Genomic DNA, 19057 nt, shown 5'->3' with positions numbered 1-19057 from the left:
CCCGCGGTTTCCCGCGGGCCCTCCTGGCGGCGTTACCGGGCACCGCCGCCCATGTACTGCGGGTCCGGTTGCGGTAGCGGCAGCACCGGCTGGCTGGCGTCGAGGATGTTCTTCATCGCGCCGAACCACGTCCGCGCCGGGGCCTTGCCACCGAAGATGTTCGCGCCGCTGCCGCAAACGCGGACGTTGCCCGGTCCGTAGTCGCAAATACCGCCCTGGCCGCCGCCGAACTTGAACGTCATCGCCGCGCCCGCCAGCTGGGGGGTGCCGCCGACGAACGTCGCCGAGACGTTGCCCTGGGTCGTGCCCGTCTTGCCGATCATCGGGCGGTTCCAGCCGACGCTGCTCGCCGCTTGCGCCGAGGTACCGCCGGGCTGGTCGTCCTTGCTCATGCCGACAGCGAGGGTGTTCGCCAGAGTTTCCGGTACCGCCTGTTCACACGGCGCTTCCTTGACCGGCACCGGCTGGCCGTTGCGGTCGCTCACCCCGGCGATCGGGGTCGGCGGGCACCAGACGCCGCCGGAGAGGATCGTCGCGGCGACGTTGCCGAGCTCCAGGCCGCTGAGCGGGCTGAAGCCCAGGGTGAACGCACCGAAGCCCGGCCAACCCGGCTTCGGGCCGTAGTACTCGGCCTGGGACTGGCTCTTCTTGTCGTCGGTGGACTTGGGGTCGACCGGGCCGCCACCGATGTTGCTCGCCATCGTGTCGCGCATGCCGAGCCGCTTGGCCATGTCGATCCCGGGTGCGGTGCTGCCGAGCCGGTCCTCGAGCTCCACGAACGCCGTGTTCGGCGAAGTCGCCAGTGCGGTCTGGAGGGTCGCACCCTCGGCGATCCGGCTGTAGTCGCCCGCGTTTCCGACGCAGTACCAGTTCGAATTGGCGGGCGGACCGGTCTTCGGGCAGGTCTTCGCGCCACCTTGGAAGACGTGTGAGGTGTACGAGTCCGGCACCTGCACCGGCGAGTAGATACCCGCCACGCCCTTCTCGAGCGCCGCGGCCGACGTGAAGATCTTGTACGTCGACCCCGCGCCGCCGGTGTTGTAGACGCCCGCGGGCAGTGCGTACGTCGTCTGCCCGGCGTCTTGGTCCTGGCCGTAGTCGCGGTTCGCGGCCAGCGCGACCACCTCGTGCCGGTTCTTGCCCGGTCTGATCAGCGACAGCGTGTTCGCGACGTACTTCTGGGTCTTGTCGACCTGCGCCTCGGCCGAGACCTTCGCCTCGTGGTTGGCGCGCTCGTCCAGGGTGCTCTTGATCGTGTAGCCGCCGGTGTAGAGCTGATCCTTCGTCATCCCGGACTTGAGCAGGTAGTCCTCGACGTACTGGCAGAAGAAGCCGGACTCCGGGCCCGCGCCGATGCAGTTGGCCGGCGGCTTCGCCGGGAAGTCCGGGACCACGCCCAGCGGCTCGCCCTTGAAGCGGTCGGCGTCGGCCTTCGCCAGCTTCTTGTTCTCGACCATCCGGTCGAGGACCAGGTTGCGGCGCGCGGTCGCCTTGTCCGCGTGCTTCCACGGGTCGTTGTTGATCGGGTTGTTCACCAGGCCGGCCAGCAGCGCGGCCTGCGGCACGGTCAGCTTCTCCGGCGTGGTGTTGAAGTACGCGTGCGCGGCGGCGCCGATGCCGTAGATCTGCCGGGAGAACTCGACGATGTTGAGGTAGCCGGCGAGGATCTGCTGCTTGGTCAGCTTCGTCTCGAGCTGGATCGCGATCCGCGCTTCCTTGAGCTTGCGGGCGATCGACTGCTCCTGCGCCTTCTTCTGGCCGACCTGGTCGGTCCGGTAGACGACGTTGATCAGGTAGTTCTTGACGTACTGCTGGGTCAGCGTCGAGGCACCCTGGGTGTCCGCGCCGGTGCTGTTGCTGACGGCCGCGCGCAGCGTGCCCTGCCAGTCGACGCCGTGGTGGTCGTAGAACCGCTTGTCCTCGACCGAGACCAGCGCCCACTTCATGGCCTCGTTGATCTGGTTCTCGTTGACCGGCAGCCGGTACTGGTCGTACAGCGTCGCGATCGGCTTCCCCGTGCTGTCGGTGACCGTCGTCACCAGCGGTGGCGGGATGTCGGCGAGGTCCGACGACGTCTTCTCCACGGTCTCGCTGGCCTGGTTGGACATGACACCGGCCGCCCCCACGACCGGGAAGAGCATGCCGGCGACGAGCACCCCGGCGAGCAGGCAGAGGCCGATGAGCTTGAACAAACCGTCCGCTTTTCGCACGAGGGCCAGGCTACCCGGAACGAGTCAGGCGACGGTGACGCCCTGTCTCCGCAAGTGTGAATTCAGTGACAAAACCGACCCCCTTCAGTGACATCTGGTAACGGAAGGCATCCTAGGTCTCGACGGGGGGAACCGAAGGCCCCTACAGTCCGTCAACGTCTCACGAAGAAAAGCCGTCGGATGGATCAACGCGAGTGGGAGCTCGCCTGCTCCGTTCGGCGGCACCGGCACCGGGGAGGTGCCCGGGTAACCGACGTGAGCTGAGGGAGACACGCTCGCGGGGGCAGGGAGCGCAGTGCCTTTCCCCGCTGGTGCGTCGATCACCAGGGTAGGGAGCTGGGGGTATGGAAACCAACCAGTCGAGCTGGCGAATCAACGCGTCCTGCCGGGACGCCGATCCGGACGGCCTGTTCGTCCGGGGTGCCGAGCAGAACCGGGCCAAGGCCGTGTGCCTGGGCTGCCCGGTCCGCACGGAATGCCTCGCCGAAGCACTCGACGGCCGCATCAACTTCGGGGTCTGGGGTGGCATGACCGAACGGGAACGGCGGGCGTTGCTGCGCCGCCGCCCCGACGTGGAGAGCTGGGCCGACCTGCTGGAAGCGGCCAAGCGCGACGCGCTGGAGCGGGTCGAGGTCGGCTGACCGCTCGTGAGTGTTTAGTCGGGTTCTAACCCGACTAAACACTCACGAGGCGAGCTTGGTGCCGATGTCGCGCAGGCCGTCCAGGTCGTGCACGTCGCCGGCCAGCGCGGGCACCCGGGCCAGCGCCACTTCGGGGTGCGCCCGGGTGAACCGCGCGAGCAGCCGCTCCTCGCGCGCGGCCAGGTCGACGCGGTCGGCGTGCAGCCGCAGCACCGCCTCGGCCAAGGGCGCGTTCTGCAGCGTCTCGGCCGCGGCCAGCGCCTCCGCGCCCGACAGCGAAGCCAGCACCGGGTGCGTCCGGTTCGCGATCAGCCCGGCCAGCGGCATCGACTCCGACGACAGCCGCTCCACGAAGTAGGACGCCTCGCGCAGCGCGTCCGGCTCCGGCGCGGCGACCACCAGGAACGACGTCCCGGACGAGCGCAGCAGCTCCGCCGTCTTGCGGGCGCGCTCGCGGAAGCCGCCGAACATGCTGTCGAAGGCCTGCATGAACGCCGACGCGTCGGTCAGCAGCTGGCCGCCGATGATCGTCGAGACGGCCTTGGCGAACATCGAGAACCCCGCGTTGACGACCTTGCGCAGGCCCCAGCCGCCGGCCTTCGCCGGGCCGGTCAGCAGGCGGATCATCCGGCCGTCCAAAGCGGACGACAGCCGGGTCGGCGCGTCCAGGAAGTCCAAAGCGGACCGGCTCGGCGGGGTGTCGACGATGATCAGGTCCCAGTCGCCGGTGGCCGCGAGCTGGCCCAGCTTCTCCATCGCCATGTACTCCTGCGTGCCGGAGAACGACGTGGAAATGGTCTGGTAGAAGGGGTTCTTCAGCAGCTGCTCGGCGCGTTCCGGGCCGGCGTGCACGCGCACCATGTCGTCGAAGGTGCGGCGCATGTCGAGCATCATCGCCCACAGCTCGCCCTTGGGCTCGAACCCTTCGACCTGCACCTGCTTCGGGTGGTTGCCGAGTTCGCGCAGGCCGAGGGCCTGGGCGAGCCGGCGCGCGGGGTCGATGGTCAGCACGACGGTCTGCCGCCCGCGCTCGGCCGCGCGCAACGCCAGCGCGGCCGCGGTCGTCGTCTTGCCGACGCCGCCGGAGCCGCAGCAGACGATCACGCGGCTATCCGGGTCGTCGAGCATCGCGTCGATGTCGATGGTGGTCACACCCGCACCCCCTGGTCGGTCAGTGCCTCGGCCAGGTCGTAGAGGGCCGCGACGTCGACGCCGTCGGTCAGGTCCGGCAGTTCGAGGGTCGGCAGGTCGGCCTCGGCGAGCTGCTCGCGCGCCCGCTGCTCGGCGGCGACCCGCACGGCGTGCTCGACCGTCTCGTCGACCAGCGCGTCCAGCGTCTCCTGCGGCAGCTTCAGCCCGGCCGTCGCGAGCCCGTCGCGGACGCGGGAAGCATCGACGCGCCCGTCCGCGGCGGCGGTCACCGAGCGGGCCGGCAGCCGCGGCGGCCGGACGCGGTTGACGAGCACCGCGCCGGGGCGCAGGTCGGCGCCGTCCAGCTCGGCCACCGCCTCGACGGTCTCGCGGACCGGCATCTCCTCCAGCAGCGTCGCCAGGTGGATCACGGTCTCGCCGGAGTGCAGCAGCCGCACGACCCCCTCGGCCTGGCCGCGGATCGGGCCGGTCTTCGCCAGGTCGGTGAGGGCCTTGGTGACGTCGAGGAACTTGACGACCCGGCCGGTCGGCGGCGAGTCGACGACGACGGCGTCGTAGGTGTGCCGCCCGTCGGACTCGGTGCGGCCGACGCACTCCTTGATCTTCCCGGTGAGCAGGACGTCGCGGAGCCCGGGAGCGAGCGTGGTCGCGAACTCGATCGCGCCCATCCGCCGCAGCGTCCGGCCGGCGAAGCCCAGGTTGTAGAACATCTCGAAGTACTCGAGCAGCGCGGCTTCGACGTCGATGTGCAGCGCGCGCAGCTCGCCCCCGCCGGGCACGGCCGCGATGCGCTGCTCGGCGTACGGCAGCGGCTCGGTGTCGAAGAGCTGGGCGATGCCCTGGCGCCCTTCGACCTCGATGAGCAGCACGCGACGGCCTTCGCGGGCGAGCGCGAGGCCGAGCGCGGCGGCCAGCGTCGTCTTGCCCGTCCCGCCCTTGCCGGTGACGAAGTGCAGCCGGGCGCGGGCAAGCTCGTCGGTCCAGCCGGCATGGGGAGTGGTCACTTCTTCACCCTAAATCAGCGCTCAGCTGGCCAGCAGCATGACGCTGACCGCAGCGGCGACCGCCGCGACCAGTGCCCAGGCCACGGCACCGGGCAGCACGGTGAGGGTGAGCACGCCCACCACGACCAGGAGCGTGAAGGTGATCACGCCGCCGACGGCGACCTGGCCGGAGCTCCCCGTCCGGTCCCGCACCTTCGCCATCACGACGAGCACGAGGGGCAGTCCGGCCGCCGCGAGCAGCGCCGTCGCGATCACGCGCCAGGTATCCACGGGCCAACGCTAGCGACGTGAGATGAGCCACACGACGGCGCGTCGCACGCCGTTTTCCGGCGGCGGCCCCCAGCGCCCTTGCCCGCTTGGTTACGCTCCCGACCCATGAGCGCCACCAAGTGGGAGTACGCGACCGTCCCTCTGCTGATCCACGCGACCAAGCAGATCCTCGACCAGTGGGGCGAGGACGGCTGGGAGCTGGTCACCGTGCTGCCGAACCCGACGGGCGAGCAGCACGTCGCGTACCTCAAGCGTCCGAAGGGCTGATCCGCGTGAGCTGGAGCGAACGGCTGAAGGAACTCGGCATCGAGCTGCCCGGCGTGGCCGCTCCGCTGGCCGCCTACGTGCCCGCCGTCCAGAGCGGGAAGCACGTCTACACCTCGGGTCAGCTGCCCTTCGTCGACGGCGTGCTCGCCGCGACCGGCAAGGTCGGCGCGGAGATCAGCCCCGAAGAGGCGAAGGGGCACGCCCGCACGTCGGCGCTCAACGCGCTCGCGGCCGTGCACGCCTTGGTCGGCATTGACAACGTGGCGAGGATCGTCAAGGTTGTCGGCTTCGTGGCTTCCGCGGAGGGCTTCACCGGTCAGCCCGCGGTCGTCAACGGCGCGTCCGAGCTGCTCGGCGAGGTCTTCGGGGACGCGGGCATCCACGCCCGCTCGGCCGTCGGCGTCGCGGAGCTGCCCATCGGGTCGCCGGTGGAGGTCGAACTGATCGTGGAGGTGCAGTGATGGATCCGGACATCGAGCAGTCCACGCACGAACTGCTGCTCCGGCTGGCCGGGCGGCTGCCCGACCAGCTGCTGTGGCGGTTCCGCGACTGGCTCGGCGAGGGCGCGATGGGCACCCTCGCCCGGACCCTGCCGAGGTCTTTGCTTAAGCACAGGATCGACCTCGACCAGACGGAGTACCGGCTGCTCGTGGCCGGTCTCATCCCGCACGGCGCCGACTGGCACCAGGTCAGTTCGACGCTGGGGGTAGACGACGTCACCGAGAACCGGTACACATTCACGTCGAGTGCGCCCGAATGGGTTAACTCGGTCGACTCCGTGTCGGTGTTGATCCACGCAACGTTGCGGGGACGCCCGGACGTGGGGGAAGTGCGGCAGAGCTGGCGACACGTCGGTGTGGTCGGGCAGGGGACCGCCAAGCGCGTCCTGCTGATCACCGCGCAGGCGGGTTTGCCGAGGTTGACCGGCGAGCTGCAGCGCGTGCTGCGGGTCTTGGGCGACGAAGAGCCCAGTGTCGAAGTCATCCCGCCGCGTTTCGACCTGCCGGGGTACCACCGGGCCGCGCTGGCCGACTCAGAGCTGGTCTGCGTGGGCGCGGTGGCGGGGAACCGGCTAGTAGCCGCATAACGCTCGCCCGCCAGCGAGCTGGGAGGGAGCAAGGCAATGGTGGAGGTCCACGACGGCCCGCCCATGGACGGGTTTTCGGTGCCCCTGCGCCTGCACAACCTGTTGCTGGCCCTGGCGGGCCGGATCGACGACAGCGCGCTCACCGAAGCGCGTGAGCTGATCGCCCGGGCCCACATCGACGAGGCGGTCGAGCTGACCACCGGCACGCTCATCGCGGGCCGGATCCCGGTCAGCTCCGCCGAACAGCGCGAGCTCGCGCTGGTGCTCGAGATGAGCCGCTCGGACGCGACGCTGGCGAACGACCTGCTGGTCGACGAGGCCGAGCCGGTCAACACGCACCGGTTCAGCGGCGAGAACTCCCCGGAGTTCGGCATCGCCGAGGCGCTCGACCGGACGCTGCAGGTCCTGCCGGACGTCCGGTCGGTGCACGCGGTGTGGCGCAACACGCCGGCCGGCAGCGTGCCGGGCGCGCTGCCGCAGCGCGTGGTGCTCGTCGAGCTGGGACCGGAGGGCAACCCGCCCGCCGTTGCGTTCCGCGTCGACACGGCGCTGCGCCGGGCCGGGATCCACTCCGTCGTCGAGGTCAGCGGCCCGGGCGTGGCGCACTCCGAGTACCACCAGGCCGCTTCGGCCGCCGCGTCGCCGGCCTGGGTGACCGGGAGCACGACGTCGAGCGCGTCGTCCTTTCGGCCCGACCCGGTCGTCAAGCCGCCGGCCCCGGTGACGCCGGAGCCGGTCGCGGAATCGGGCAGCAGGCACAGCATGCGGTCGAGCAGCACCACGACGGCGCCGCCCGAGCCGGTCGCCCCGGTGGTGCCGATCGTGTCGCCGCCGTCGGTGCCGGAGCCGCCCCGCAAGGCGCGGTCCGAGCGGTCGGAGACGCGCGCGGAGCGCACCGCCGACCTGACGCCGGCGGAGGTCGCGCAGCTGCGGCAGGCGCTGGCCGAAGACCCGGAGAAGGGTCGCGAGATCGCCGCGGGCAAGCCGTCGATGCACGAAGTCGTCGAGCTGCCGGCGCTGGACCTCGACGACCCGAGCCTGAGCGAGCGCGACCGGGCGCTGCTGCGCGAGCTGCACGCCGAGCTGGCCGAGCGCGAGCGGGCCGAGGCGGCGAAGATGCGGCTCAACGGCGCTTCCCGCTCCGGCGGCGACCAGCGCGGCTGGACCGCCCCCTAGGCTTTGCGGCGCAAAGCGGCACTTTCACGTGAAAGTGCCGCTTTCGCTGTGTCTGGGATGCCACAACTGCGCGACGGGACGTCGGGTGGCGGAGGTATGTTGCCCGGGTGGAGCAGCCAACGGAGTTTGTCTTCGACATCCCGGTAGGCGCCGGGGTAGCGACCCGCGCCAACGCCGACGGCCCGCCGGCGACGCCGAAGGACGCGGCGACGGTGATCCTGGTCCGGGACGGCGCCGACGGCGTCGAGGTCTTCCTGCAGCACCGGGTCAAGGGCATGCCGTTCGCGGGCGGGATGACCGTGTTCCCCGGCGGCGGGGTCGACCAGCGCGACGCGGACGCGTCGGTGGCGTGGGCCGGCCCGGAGCCGTCGTGGTGGGCCACGCGGTTCGGCTGTGACGAGGCCCTCGCCCGCGCGTTGACCTGCGCGGCGGTGCGTGAGACGTTCGAGGAGTCCGGCGTGCTGCTCGCGGGCGGCGCGGAAACCGTGCTCACCGACGTCGAGCCGTACGCCGCCGCCCGCCAGGCACTGGAGACGCGGGAGGTGTCGCTGGCCGGGTTCCTCGCCGACGCGGGCCTGACGCTGCGCGCCGATCTCCTCCGCCCGTGGGCGCACTGGATCACGCCTGAGCAGGAGCCGCGCCGCTACGACACCCGCTTCTACGTCGCGAAGCTGCCGGAGGGCCAGCAGGCCGACGGGGCGACGTCGGAGGCGTCGAGCTCCGGCTGGCAGCGCCCCGAGGACGCGATCGCCGACGCGCGCGAAGGACGGCGGATGCTGATGCCGCCGACGTGGCTGACGCTGAGCGAACTCGCGCGGTTCGCGACGGCCGACGACGTGCTGGCCGCGCCGCGCGAGATCGTCCGGATCGCGCCGACGCTGATCCGCGAGAACGACCACGTCCGAGTCGTGCTGGAGAAGCGATGAGCGCCCCCGCGTACGGCGTGCTGCGCCAGGTGACCGGGACGGCTTCGGTGCTGCTGGAGAACAACCCGTCGTCGATGACGCTCGAAGGGACCAACAGCTGGGTGCTGCGGGCGACGCCGTCGGCGCCGGCCGTGGTCGTCGACCCGGGGTACCGCGACCTCGAGCACCTCGAGCTGCTGGCCGGCGTCGGCCCGGTGGAGCTGGTGCTCCTCACGCACTTCCACCCCGACCACGCCGAGGGCGCGCCGTGGTTCGCCGAGCGCGTCGGCGCGCCGGTGCGGGCGTTCGACCCCTCGCTGTGCGTCGGCGCGTCGTCCTTCGCGGACGGCGAGGTGATCGAGGCGGGCGGCCTTTCCCTGCGCGTCCTGCACACCCCCGGCCACACCGACGACTCCGTCTCGCTGGTGCTCGACGGCCAGGTGCTGACCGGTGACACCATCCTCGGCCGCGGCACCACGGTGCTGCACGACCTCGGCGACTACCTGCGCTCGCTGCGCAAGCTCATCGACCTCCCGCCGGGCACGACCGGGCTGCCGGGGCACGGTCCGGAGCTGCCCGACCTGCCGGCTACCGCCCGTGAGTACCTCGCCCACCGGGAACAGCGGATCGACCAGGTGCGTTCCGCTCTTCAGGAGCTGGGGGCGGACGCCACGCCGCGTCAGGTCGTCGAGGTCGTGTACGCCGACGTCGACCGGGCGCTGTGGGCGCCCGCCGAACTGAGCGTGCAGGCGCAGCTGGACTACTTGCGGTCGGAGGAACAGGGATGAGCAACGTCGAGGTCGAGTTCTACTGGCGCCCGGGGTGCGGCTTCTGCGCCGCGCTGGACCGGCCGATGTCGAAGAGCGGCTTCACCGTCCGGAAGATCAACATCTGGGAGGACCCGGCCGCGGCCGCGCGCGTGCGCGAGGTCGCGAACGGGAACGAGACGGTCCCGACGGTCATCGTCGGGTCGACGGCCATGGTCAACCCCTCTTTCGCCGAAGTCGAGGCCGCCGTCAAGGCAGCTTCGGCGGGCTGATGGTGCCGGGCGGCGTTCCGTGCAGGAACGCGGCCCACACCTCACGCAAACCCGTCTCCGTTTCGAGGCCCTTCGGGGCGCCTTCGAGCATCGGCGCCGGCCAGACGTCGTGGGTGCCGAAGAGGAACGGGATGTCGAGGCAGTGGCAGGCGCCGAACCGGTTGCCGGGCGCCTGCCAGTCGAAGCGGTAGGTGACGGCGTCGAGCTTCTTCACCAGCCGTTCGCTGGTGAAGAAGCTGTTCGCCTGCTCGATGGCGTCTTGGGGCGCGTCGGGAACGAAGGCGCGTAGCTCCTCCCGCGTCCAGCTGATCAGCGCGGGTCCCTGCGGTGCGGCCTCGATCAGGTCGGCCGCGACGAGGTCGTCGTCGGCGACCAGCTGGAACGGCGGCTCGATCGAGCCCGGCTTGCCCGGGACCGCGAGCTGCGCGGCCAGCAACCGCTCGACCGGGGCGGTCCGGATGTCGTTGCCGCCCAAGGCTTCGGTGAACTTCTCGGTGGACATTGCGGCTTCGTCTCTTGTGGACGGTCGCATGCCGAGCGGGGCGCTCTGCAGCGCGATCCGCTTGATCAGGCCGTGCGCTCGCGGCGACGACCACAGGGCGAGTGTCGACTGCGCGCCCGCCGACTGCCCGCCGAGGGTGAGTTCGGCCGGGTTCCCGCCGAACGCGGCGATGTTGTCCCGCACCCAGTCCAGCGCGGCCAGCTGGTCGGCGATCCCGAGGTTCGGCGGAATCCCTTCGGCGCTCAGGAACCCGAGGATGCCCAGGCGGTAGTTGAGCGTCACGACGACGGCGTCGGCCTCCCGGGCCAGGCGCGTGCCGGTGTACCAGACCTGGCCGCCCGAACCGCTGGAGAAGCCACCGCCGTGAATCCACACCAGCACCGGGCGGCTCCCGGTCGTCGACGGCGTGAAGACGTTGAGGCACAAGCACTCTTCGCTCTGCGGCAGGGGCATCGGCCCGAGCGCGTGCTCCAGCCGAGACGGCGGCTGCGGCGCGGCGGGACCGGGCTCGAGCGCGTCCTTCACCCCGCTCCACGGCTTCGGCTTCTGTGGCGGTTCGAAGCGTTTCGCGGTGGCGTAAGGGATTCCTCGGAAGGCGCCCCGCTCGCCGCGGACGAGTCCGGTGGTGGTTTCGACGATCATCGTGCCTCCTCGAAGTACAGCGCGGCGCCACCCGCGTCTTCGGCGCGGACGAAGAACCCGCCCGGCCTGGTGATCGTCGGGACGTGCGCTTCGACCAGTTTCCGCGCCTTCGAGAGGTCCTCGACGACCACGCCGTGGGCGGCGAAGTAGGGCAGTGCTTTCGGGGTTTCGCCGGGCAGGACGGCGTCGAGATCGCTCACGCCTTCGATGTCCACCAGCCGCTTTTCGCCGGTGATCACGGCGTAGCGGTCCCGGTACGCGGCGACCTCGGCGTCGGGCACGACCAGCAGGATCCCGGCGACGCCGCGGGCGCCGTTCGGGTGCCCGAGGTAGCGCGGCTGGTGGATGTACTCCGGGGTGAGGTGCTCGGCCGTGTGCAGGATGCCCTCGGGCGTGTGGTCCCGTCCGATGTGGACACTGCGGAAGCGCGCGGTGCGCGTGCCTTCCGGCAGCTCGACGTCCCGCTGCAGCTTCAGCACGCCCGAGTCCGAGAGCCCGGCTTCGCGGAGCCGGCGCTCGGCCGCCGCGGAGTCGACAACGCCGAAGGAGCAGCCGTGCAGGCCGTCGCCGCGGGCGTCCAGGATCGGCAGGACGCGCCACGGATCCCCGGCGGCTTCGTCGACGATGCCGATCAGTTCGAGGAACGAGTCCCCGAAGTAGGCACAGCGGTTCGCGGTGCAGCTTGGGACGGGTTCGCTGTCGCCGGTGCGCGACGCGAAGTGCCGCGACGGCGGGCTCAGCGTGAAGCCGAGTTCTTCGTAGCGCCGCCAGGTTTCGGCGTAGTCCCTGGTCAGGAAGACCGTGTGGTCGATGGGCATGCTTTGAGCTTGGTCTCCCGGCGGCCTTTTCTCCTTTCACGGCGGGTTTGTGCCCGGAATTCGACACCACATAGGCTCTGCTGGTGGAATCCGGCCTGCTCGACGACCTCGACCGGCGGCTGGCGCACGCGCTGCAGCTCGACGGCCGCGCGTCGTTCAGCACGATCGCGGCGGTGCTGGGTGTCTCGGACCAGACGGTGGCCCGCCGCTACCGGAAGCTGCGCTCGTCCGGCGTGCTGCGCGTGGTCGGCGTCCCGGAAGCGGCGCCGCTGGGTCAGGTCCACTGGCTGATCCGCCTCGGCTGCGTCCCGGACGCGGCGGCCGCGATCGCCGCCGCGCTGGCCCGCCGCGACGACACGCAGTGGGTCAGCTTGATGTCCGGCGGCACGGAGATCGTGTGCTTCATCCGGGCACCGCTGCGCGAGCAGGCGGACGGCCTGCTGCTGGGTCAACTGCCGAAGACGCCGCGGGTGGTGTCGATGACGGCGTACCGGCTGCTGCGCCGGTTCGCCGGCGGACCCGCGGGCTGGCCGGGCCGATCGAGCGCGCTGACGGCTCCGGAGGTGGCCGCGTTGCGCCGCGAGCCGGCCTCCGGGGTGGTGTACCGCCCCGAGCCCGGCGACCCGGCCCTCCTGGCGGCGTTGGCCCACGACGGCCGGGCCGACATGTCGACATTGGCCACGGTGTCGGGCCGCTCGGAGTCGACGGTCCGCCGTCGCCTGGAGGCGCTGAGGTCGTCGGGAGCGCTGTACTTCGACGTCGAGGTCGACGCGGCCCTGCTGGGCTACCCCCTGACCGCGACGCTCTGGCTGACGGTGGCCCCCTCGGCCCTGGAGTCGGCAGGCCAAGCCCTGGCCACCCACCCCCAGGTCGCCTTCGCGGCGGCGACCACGGGCCCGGCCAACCTGGTGGCCAACGTCGGCTGCCGCGACGACGCGGCGCTGTACTCGTACCTGGCCGACGACCTGGGCGGGCTCCCGGGCGTGCGGCAGGTGGAGACGGCGCCGATGATCAGGACGCTGAAGCGCTTCGGCACGCTGGCACCGTGAGCTACCTCGTGAGCATCGGCATCAGGTAGTACGTCAGTGCCACCTCCCCCGGCTCCGCTGCTCGCAGGACGCACGCCCGCATCCCCGGCTGGATCGACAGCACCACCCGCTCCCCGCCGAACGCCTGCAGGGCGTCGAGCAGGTAGCGCGCCTGGAACGACGGTGACGTCCGGCCGCCGGTGACGTCGGCCTTCAGGGTTTCCTCCGCTTCGCCCGTGTCCTGGCGGGCGCTCGCCAGGCGGATCTGGGCGTCGCCGACCTCCAGGGTCAGGACCCGGCGGTCCTCCGCGTACACCCCGACGCGGCGAACGGCCGCCGCCAGGGCGTCCGCTGGTAGGGACACCGTCGTGTCGACCGCGGCCGAGTGGATCGAGTCCTCGGACAGGAAGCCCGCGTCCAGGACCGCCGTGCCGACCAGGCCGCCGGGCCAGCTCACGCCGAACCGGCCCGGGCCGACGTGCAGGCCGACGCGGCCGCGGGCTTGGCGGGCCGCTTCGGACAGCAGGGCCGCCGGGACCAGGACGTCCAGCTCGCCCGGGGACAGCAGGGGCAGGCGCGCCACCGCCATCCGGTAGCGGTCCGACGCCGTCAGCGTCAGGCGGTCGCCGTCCGCTTGGAGGCGGACGCCGGTGAACAGCGGGAGGGGGTCGTCCTTCGCCGCCGTTCCCGCCACGATCCGCAGCGCCGAGGCGAACGCCGCACCGTCCACTTCGGACACCTGGGCGGGCGGGCCGTCGGCCGCCTCGGTGTCCGGGAGGAGTGGGAGGGCGAAGCGGGCGTTGTCCAGCCGCAGGGCCAGGCGGCTGCCTTCGACGACCAGGCGGACCAGTTCGGCGTCGAGCACCTTCAGCGTCTCCACCAGCGGCGCCGCCGGGACGACGACCGAGCCGTCGGTGTGCGTGGTCGACGGGCAGTCGAACCGGACGGTGCGATCCGGGTCGCTGCCGGCGACGGTCAGCCCCGCCGCGTCGGCCCGCAGCCGCAGCCCGGCGCGGGCGGGCAGCAGACGCGACGCGGCGGAGACGGCCGCCGAGAGGCGGTGGGCAGGCGCGGTGACGTCCATGCCGCAGAAGCTAGCGGCGAGCACCGACAAAAACCGCGCGAGAGGCCGCTGACCTGCGCAAACGCGCGCGTGGGAGGTCAGGGTCTCGGCAAAGTCGGGCCGGTGCGGCCGGTCCGCGATGTCATGAAAGGGTCGTTCACCTCGCCAGACGACATGAACGACCCTTTCATGACATTCCCGCGGCGCCGGGAGACCACGCGGCCAGGCGACTTTGCCGGGACCCAGACGGGAGGTCCTGGATCAATGTGGCCTTCGGTGCGTCAGACGCAACCAAGGCCACCTTGGGGCGCTGGGGTCAGTGGCCGGCGCCGACCAGGGCGGGCGCCGGGGCGGTGGTCGCCACAGCCGGACGGACCGTCCCCCGCAGCAGCCAGACCGCCGCCGCCAGCACCAGCCCCGCCACGCTCGCCGCCAGGAAGGCCGTCGAAGGGCCGGCGTGCTCGACGAGGTAGCCGCTCACCGACTGGCCGGCGGCCAGGCCCAGCGTCACCGCCGTCAGCACCCAGCCGAACGCCTCCGCCGCCGTCCCCTCCGGCGCGACCAGCTCGATCGCCGCCGAGTGGGCCGTCGACTGGGGCGTGATCAGCGCGCCCGCGAGCAGCATCATCAGGGCCAGGCCCCACAGCGAGGACGGCCACGCGAGCAGTGCCACCAGCGCGCCGAACCCGCCGAGCAGCGCAGGCAGCCGCTGGCCCAGCTGCCGCGGCCACGGGCGCAGGCTGTACGCCACCCCGAACGCGACCGAGCTCAGCGACCACGCCGAGAGCAGCAGCCCACCGAACGAGGGTGAGCCGGCCTCGGTCGCCGACGCCGGCACGGCGACCTCCACGAACCCGATCACCACGCCGAAGCCCAGCGCGGCGAGCGCCAGCGTTCGCATGCCCGGGCTCGCCAGTGCGCCCAGCAGGGAACCGGACGACGTCGACGACGGGCCCCACGCCCGCACCGCCGGGCTCAGCGCGAACAGCACCGCGCCGGTGAACTGCAGCGCGACGCCCAGCACCAGGCCGGTCCCCGCCCACGGCGCCAGCACCAGCAGCCCGGCCACGCCGGGGCCGAGGATGAAGAAGACCTCCATGCTGATCGCCTCGTAGGAGAACGCCGCGTTGCGCGCGCCACCCGGCGGCAGCAGCCGCGTCCACAGCGCCCGCGATGCCGACCCGACCATCGGCTCCGACAGCCCGGTCACCGCGCCCAGCGCGACGAGCACGGGCGTCGCCGCGTGGGACTCGATCGCCGTCACCAGTGCCGCCATCGAGAGCGCCGAGAACAGCGCGACCACGAGCAGCGGCCGCGTCGGCCCGAACCGGTCGATCAGCCTGCCCTGCACGACGGCGCCGACCGACACCCCGACGAGTGAACCTGCCGAGACGAGTCCCGCGGCGGCGAAGGAGCCGGTTTCGCGCTGGACGTAGAGCAGGGCCGAGATGCCGATCATGGCGATCGGCAGGCGGGCGAGCAGGGACGCGACGACGGGCCGCCGCGCCGCGCGGGTCGTCAGCGCGCTGCGGTAGTCGGCCAGAGACGTACGACCTTCGGAGTGGGACACGCGTACCAGTATGACGCAGAGTGGTACGTGGGTACCAGTTATTTACGGGTCAGCTGCGTCACCAGGTCTCGATCGGGTAACAGTCACGATATTCTCCGTGAACTCGTGCAACGAAACGACCCCGACCGCGTCCTTGAGAGTGAATGGCCTTGAATTCGTGGGTATGGGCCGTGATGGTTGAACAACAGCACAGAACCCAGCTCCCTCCGGCATATGGGTCGGGGCCTGGTCCGGAGGGCGGGGAGCGCGGATCGTCGGGGGATGGTCCGCGCAACAACGAAGAGCCGGTGCGCCACGTCGGGGGTGGCGCCCGGCTCTTTGTTGTTGCCCGGGAAAGCCGTGAAGGCCACCTTGAGGAACTTAGAGTTCCTGAAGGTGGCCTTCACGGCCTTGAAACGGAGGAGTCAGCGAGCGCGGCGGGCCAGGCGCTCCGGGTCCAGGATCAGCACGCTCTTGCCTTCGAGCCGCAGCCAGCCGCGGTGGGCGAAGTCGGCCAGCGCCTTGTTGACGGTCTCGCGGGACGCGCCGACGTACTGGGCGATCTCTTCCTGCGTCAGGTCGTGCGTGACCCGCAGCAGGCCCGCCTCCTGGCTGCCGAACCGCTGCGCGAGCTGCAGCAGCGCGCGCGCCACGCGGCCGGGGACGTCGGTGAAGATCAGCTCGGCGACCATGTTGTTCGTCCGGCGCAGGCGGCGCGCGACCACGCGCAGCAGCTGCTCGGCGATCTCCGGGCGAGTCGAAATCCACTGGCGCAGGGCCGGGCGGTCCATGGTGACCGCGCGGACCTCGGTGACCGTGGTCGCGCTCGACGTCCTGGGGCCTGGGTCGAAGATGGACAGCTCGCCGAACATGTCGGACGGGCCGAAGATGCCCAGCAGGTTCTCGCGGCCGTCCGGGGACTTGCGGCCGATCTTCACCTTGCCGGACTGGATGATGTACAGCTTGTCGCCGGGTTCGCCCTCGTTGAAGATGACGTGGCCGCGGGGGAACTCCACGGATTCCAAGGTCTGGGCCAGCGCCTCCGCCGCTGCCGGCTCCACACCCTGGAAAATGCCCGCACGGGCCAGGGTTTCGTCCACCTCGGGTGCCTCCTCGTCGAGAAACGTTCACGCTCCCCCTTGGGCCGGGAGAGCGTGACGCCGATCACTTGCGCGTCAGTCTAGGGCGTACTCCCGAGATCGCCCGTCGGACGCGCGCGCCCGCCGGATGATCTCGTTCGAACGTGGAGCCTAACTCCGCACGCGACGCGCGCGTAGCCTGGCTGCCCGTCCGCCCAGCCTACGCAGCCGGAACAGCTCCAGCGCGCGGCCGATGCCGTGCCCGTAGAGCGCCCTGACCTCGTTGGGCTGCGCCTGCTCGAGGAACTCTTCGACCTCGTTCTCCTGCACCGCGACGTGCTTGAGCCGGCTTTCCACGCGCTCCATGAAGAGCGCGAAGAACATGATCACGAGGGGGACCAGGATGACGAACCAGACAGTCATGACCGGACCCCGAAACACTCAGTGAAAAGCATCTACTCCAGATCCTCGCTCATGGCGGCCGGAAAACTGCGCCGAGGTGGTGCTCTGGCGTGTCGGTCGTCCACCGGTGCACTGACCGGCTCGTCCGACGGCGCCCGTAGGCTATCGGGGTGCCTCCTGCCACCACGAACGCCCCCCGTGAGGGCGCTGGTGAAAGCCGATTGGCTCTGGTGAGACGCGCCAGGCGGATGAAGCGTTGCTTGGACGACGTGTATCCCGGCGCCCACTGTGAGCTCGACTTCACCACGCCGCTGGAACTGCTGGTCGCGGTCGTGCTGTCCGCGCAGACCACCGACGTCCGGGTGAACCTCGTCACCCCCGCGCTGTTCAAGCGGTACCGGACCGCCGCCGACTACGCGGGCGCCGACCGCACCGAGCTGGAGGAGTACCTCCGGAGCACCGGCTTCTACCGGGCCAAGGCGAACTCCGTGATGGGGCTCGGCGCGGCGCTGGTCGAGCGCTTCGACGGCGAGGTGCCCGCCAAGCTCGACGACCTCGTCACCCTGCCCGGCGTCGGCCGCAAGACCGCCAACGTCGTGCTCGGGAACGCCTTCGACGTCCCCGGCATCACCGTCGACACGCACTTCGGCCGCCTGGTCCGGCGCTGGGGCTGGACCACCGAAGAGGACCCGGTCAAGGTCGAGCACGCGGTCGGCGAGCTGATCCCCCGCAAGGACTGGACGATGCTCTCGCACCGGGTGATCTTCCACGGCCGCCGCGTCTGCCACGCCAAGAAGCCCGCCTGCGGCGCCTGCCCGCTGGCCAAGGACTGCCCGTCGTACGGCACCGGCCCGACCGGGTTCGAAGAAGCCGCGAAACTGGTCAAGGGCGTCGAAAAGGACCACATCCTCGCCCTGGCGGCGCCCCGGTGACGAGAGTCACCAAATGGGCGCTCGCCGCCGCGGTGCTGGCGGTGGCGCTGATCGTCGCGCTGCTGCCCCGCGGGGGTGGCGACACCGCCGCGAAGCCGACCGAGGACCTCGGGCCCGCCCGCTCGGCGGCGGCGCTCCAGCCGTGCCCCGCGCCGGGCTCCGGGCCGCCGGTGAAGCAGCTCGAAGGCGTCAAGGCGGAGTGCCTCGGCGACGGCGCGGGCGTCGACGTCGGCCAGGCTCTCGCCGGCGCTCCGGTGCTGGTCAACGTGTGGGCGTCGTGGTGCCAGCCGTGCCGGACCGAGCTGCCCGTGCTCCAGGAGTACGCGAAGCAGCCGGGTGCCGTGCGCGTCCTCGGCGTCCAGGTGCAGAGCCCGGCGAAGGACGGCCTGGACCTCCTCGCGCGGCTGGGCGTGCACCTCCCGTCGGTGTTCGACGGGGACGGCGGCAGCGGCCCGGTCCGGACGGCGCTCAAGGTGCCCGCCGCGCTCCCGGCGTCCTACCTGGTCACCGCGGGCGGCGAGGTCCGGTTCATCGCGAATCCCCGCACCTTCGGGAACACTGACCAGGTGCGCGCGGCAGTCGAGGGGGCATCGTGATCGGACCACTGGTCGAGCCGGAGTCGGTCCCCGAGTGGCTGCGGCCGCTGGTCAAGGTCAGCGGCGAGGTCGACGCGAAGACGTTCACGCGGTTCAGCCCGCCCGAAGCCGCGTACACCCGCGCCGCGGCGGTGCTCGTCCTCTTCGGCGAGCGCGAAGCCGACGGAGAACCCGACGTCCTGCTCCAGCGGCGCGCCGACACGCTCGGCTCGCACGCCGGCCAGGTCTCGTTCCCCGGCGGCGGCGCCGAGGAGGGCGACGGCGGCCCGATCGGCACCGCGCTGCGGGAGGCCGAGGAGGAAACCGGGGTCGTCCCGTCCGGCGTCCGGCCGGTCGCGGTACTGCCGGAGCTGTTCGTCCCGGTGTCCGGGTTCGCGGTGACGCCGGTGCTGGCGCACTGGGCGGAGCCGTCGCCGGTGCACGCGGTGGACCCGGCCGAGACGGCGTCCGTGGCCCGCGTCGCCGTCGCCGACCTGGTCGACCCGGCGAACCGGTTCACGGTCAAGAAGGCAGGCGCGCCGTGGAAGGGGCCCGCGTTCGAGGTCAGCGGCCTGTTCGTGTGGGGGTTCACCGCCGGGTTGCTGTCGGTCCTGCTGAGCCTGGGAGGCTGGGAGCGCGACTGGGACCCGGGCGACGTCCGGGACCTCGACGAGGCGCTGGCCGCGTACCGGGCGCGGGTGGACGGGGAAAGGTGA

General features: G+C 71.6%; 22 protein-coding genes. 12 read left to right on the top strand and 10 right to left on the bottom strand.

Annotated elements, in window-relative coordinates; genetic code table 11:
- Positions 1 to 32: 32 nt before the first annotated feature.
- The gene (locus EIY87_RS15160; RefSeq protein WP_225439877.1) at positions 33 to 2210 is read right to left on the bottom strand and encodes a transglycosylase domain-containing protein; all 2178 of its coding nucleotides are present in this window, start codon (positions 2208 to 2210) and stop codon (positions 33 to 35) included.
- Between the two features lie 344 nt (positions 2211 to 2554).
- Here EIY87_RS15160 and EIY87_RS15155 point away from each other — a divergent pair, with 344 nt between their 5' ends.
- Positions 2555 to 2851, top strand: coding sequence for a WhiB family transcriptional regulator (locus EIY87_RS15155; RefSeq protein ID WP_125308331.1), 297 nt, complete (start codon positions 2555 to 2557; stop codon positions 2849 to 2851).
- Between the two features lie 42 nt (positions 2852 to 2893).
- Here EIY87_RS15155 and EIY87_RS15150 read toward each other — a convergent pair whose 3' ends face one another.
- Genes EIY87_RS15150 through EIY87_RS15140 form a run of 3 tightly spaced genes read right to left on the bottom strand, consistent with a single transcriptional unit; the run spans position 2894 to position 5277 of the window.
- Entirely contained in the window at positions 2894 to 3979 is a 1086-nt protein-coding gene (locus tag EIY87_RS15150; RefSeq protein WP_191984159.1) for an ArsA family ATPase, read from the bottom strand.
- 20 nt (positions 3980 to 3999) lie between these two features.
- Complete coding sequence (locus EIY87_RS15145) at positions 4000 to 5007, bottom strand: ArsA-related P-loop ATPase (RefSeq protein WP_125308329.1); 1008 nt, start codon at positions 5005 to 5007, stop codon at positions 4000 to 4002.
- Between the two features lie 21 nt (positions 5008 to 5028).
- The gene (locus EIY87_RS15140; protein WP_125308328.1) at positions 5029 to 5277 is read right to left on the bottom strand and encodes a hypothetical protein; all 249 of its coding nucleotides are present in this window, start codon (positions 5275 to 5277) and stop codon (positions 5029 to 5031) included.
- A gap of 105 nt (positions 5278 to 5382) precedes the next feature.
- Between EIY87_RS15140 and EIY87_RS15135 the strand changes: the two genes are divergently transcribed.
- From EIY87_RS15135 to EIY87_RS15105, 7 genes are all read left to right on the top strand, one after another.
- Positions 5383 to 5544, top strand: a complete 162-nt coding sequence (locus EIY87_RS15135) for a DUF4177 domain-containing protein (protein ID WP_086679227.1) — start codon at positions 5383 to 5385, stop codon at positions 5542 to 5544.
- Between the two features lie 5 nt (positions 5545 to 5549).
- Positions 5550 to 6005, top strand: a complete 456-nt coding sequence (locus EIY87_RS15130) for a RidA family protein (protein WP_086840822.1) — start codon at positions 5550 to 5552, stop codon at positions 6003 to 6005.
- Complete coding sequence (locus EIY87_RS15125; protein WP_086859607.1) at positions 6005 to 6631, top strand: hypothetical protein; 627 nt, start codon at positions 6005 to 6007, stop codon at positions 6629 to 6631. Before EIY87_RS15130 ends, EIY87_RS15125 begins: the two co-directional genes overlap by 1 nt.
- 36 nt (positions 6632 to 6667) lie before the next feature.
- Positions 6668 to 7807, top strand: a complete 1140-nt coding sequence (locus EIY87_RS15120; RefSeq protein WP_125308327.1) for a hypothetical protein — start codon at positions 6668 to 6670, stop codon at positions 7805 to 7807.
- Between the two features lie 107 nt (positions 7808 to 7914).
- Complete coding sequence (locus EIY87_RS15115; protein ID WP_125308326.1) at positions 7915 to 8733, top strand: NUDIX hydrolase; 819 nt, start codon at positions 7915 to 7917, stop codon at positions 8731 to 8733.
- Complete coding sequence (locus tag EIY87_RS15110) at positions 8730 to 9500, top strand: MBL fold metallo-hydrolase (protein WP_125308325.1); 771 nt, start codon at positions 8730 to 8732, stop codon at positions 9498 to 9500. The genes EIY87_RS15115 and EIY87_RS15110 overlap by 4 nt, the downstream gene beginning before the upstream one ends.
- Positions 9497 to 9751, top strand: a complete 255-nt coding sequence (locus EIY87_RS15105; protein ID WP_125308324.1) for a glutaredoxin domain-containing protein — start codon at positions 9497 to 9499, stop codon at positions 9749 to 9751. The genes EIY87_RS15110 and EIY87_RS15105 overlap by 4 nt, the downstream gene beginning before the upstream one ends.
- Here the strand turns inward: EIY87_RS15105 and EIY87_RS15100 are convergent.
- Positions 9729 to 10895: a carboxylesterase family protein gene (locus EIY87_RS15100; protein ID WP_125308323.1), complete on the bottom strand. Its 1167-nt coding sequence runs from the start codon at positions 10893 to 10895 to the stop codon at positions 9729 to 9731. The genes EIY87_RS15105 and EIY87_RS15100 overlap by 23 nt on opposite strands.
- Positions 10892 to 11713: a VOC family protein gene (locus EIY87_RS15095; protein ID WP_125308322.1), complete on the bottom strand. Its 822-nt coding sequence runs from the start codon at positions 11711 to 11713 to the stop codon at positions 10892 to 10894. Before EIY87_RS15095 ends, EIY87_RS15100 begins: the two co-directional genes overlap by 4 nt.
- 83 nt (positions 11714 to 11796) lie before the next feature.
- Here EIY87_RS15095 and EIY87_RS15090 point away from each other — a divergent pair, with 83 nt between their 5' ends.
- Positions 11797 to 12762: an Lrp/AsnC family transcriptional regulator gene (locus EIY87_RS15090; RefSeq protein WP_125308321.1), complete on the top strand. Its 966-nt coding sequence runs from the start codon at positions 11797 to 11799 to the stop codon at positions 12760 to 12762.
- Position 12763: 1 nt separating this feature from the next.
- On the opposite strand, the gene EIY87_RS15085 is transcribed toward EIY87_RS15090, so the two are convergent.
- From EIY87_RS15085 to EIY87_RS15070, 4 genes are all read right to left on the bottom strand, one after another.
- Entirely contained in the window at positions 12764 to 13825 is a 1062-nt protein-coding gene (locus EIY87_RS15085) for a DNA polymerase III subunit beta (RefSeq protein ID WP_125308320.1), read from the bottom strand.
- Positions 13826 to 14120: 295 nt separating this feature from the next.
- Complete coding sequence (locus EIY87_RS15080) at positions 14121 to 15374, bottom strand: MFS transporter (protein WP_404800042.1); 1254 nt, start codon at positions 15372 to 15374, stop codon at positions 14121 to 14123.
- Positions 15375 to 15778: 404 nt separating this feature from the next.
- On the bottom strand, positions 15779 to 16453 hold the full coding sequence (locus tag EIY87_RS15075) for a Crp/Fnr family transcriptional regulator (RefSeq protein WP_003081747.1): 675 nt from the start codon (positions 16451 to 16453) through the stop codon (positions 15779 to 15781).
- A gap of 150 nt (positions 16454 to 16603) precedes the next feature.
- On the bottom strand, positions 16604 to 16855 hold the full coding sequence (locus EIY87_RS15070) for a hypothetical protein (RefSeq protein WP_013230551.1): 252 nt from the start codon (positions 16853 to 16855) through the stop codon (positions 16604 to 16606).
- Positions 16856 to 17082: 227 nt separating this feature from the next.
- Here EIY87_RS15070 and nth point away from each other — a divergent pair, with 227 nt between their 5' ends.
- The 3 genes from nth to EIY87_RS15055 are packed head-to-tail and all read left to right on the top strand — an operon-like array spanning position 17083 to position 19057.
- Positions 17083 to 17766, top strand: a complete 684-nt coding sequence (gene nth, locus EIY87_RS15065; RefSeq protein ID WP_125308318.1) for an endonuclease III — start codon at positions 17083 to 17085, stop codon at positions 17764 to 17766.
- A complete protein-coding gene (locus tag EIY87_RS15060; protein WP_125308317.1) occupies positions 17763 to 18362 on the top strand; it encodes a TlpA family protein disulfide reductase in 600 nt (199 codons plus the stop codon). Before nth ends, EIY87_RS15060 begins: the two co-directional genes overlap by 4 nt.
- On the top strand, positions 18359 to 19057 hold the full coding sequence (locus tag EIY87_RS15055; RefSeq protein ID WP_125308316.1) for an NUDIX hydrolase: 699 nt from the start codon (positions 18359 to 18361) through the stop codon (positions 19055 to 19057). Before EIY87_RS15060 ends, EIY87_RS15055 begins: the two co-directional genes overlap by 4 nt.

The sequence above is a fragment of the Amycolatopsis eburnea genome (assembly GCF_003937945.1).
Lineage (GTDB): Bacteria > Actinomycetota > Actinomycetes > Mycobacteriales > Pseudonocardiaceae > Amycolatopsis > Amycolatopsis eburnea.
The sequence above is the reverse complement of the archived record's forward strand: the minus strand, read 5'-3'. Positions and strand labels throughout refer to the sequence as shown.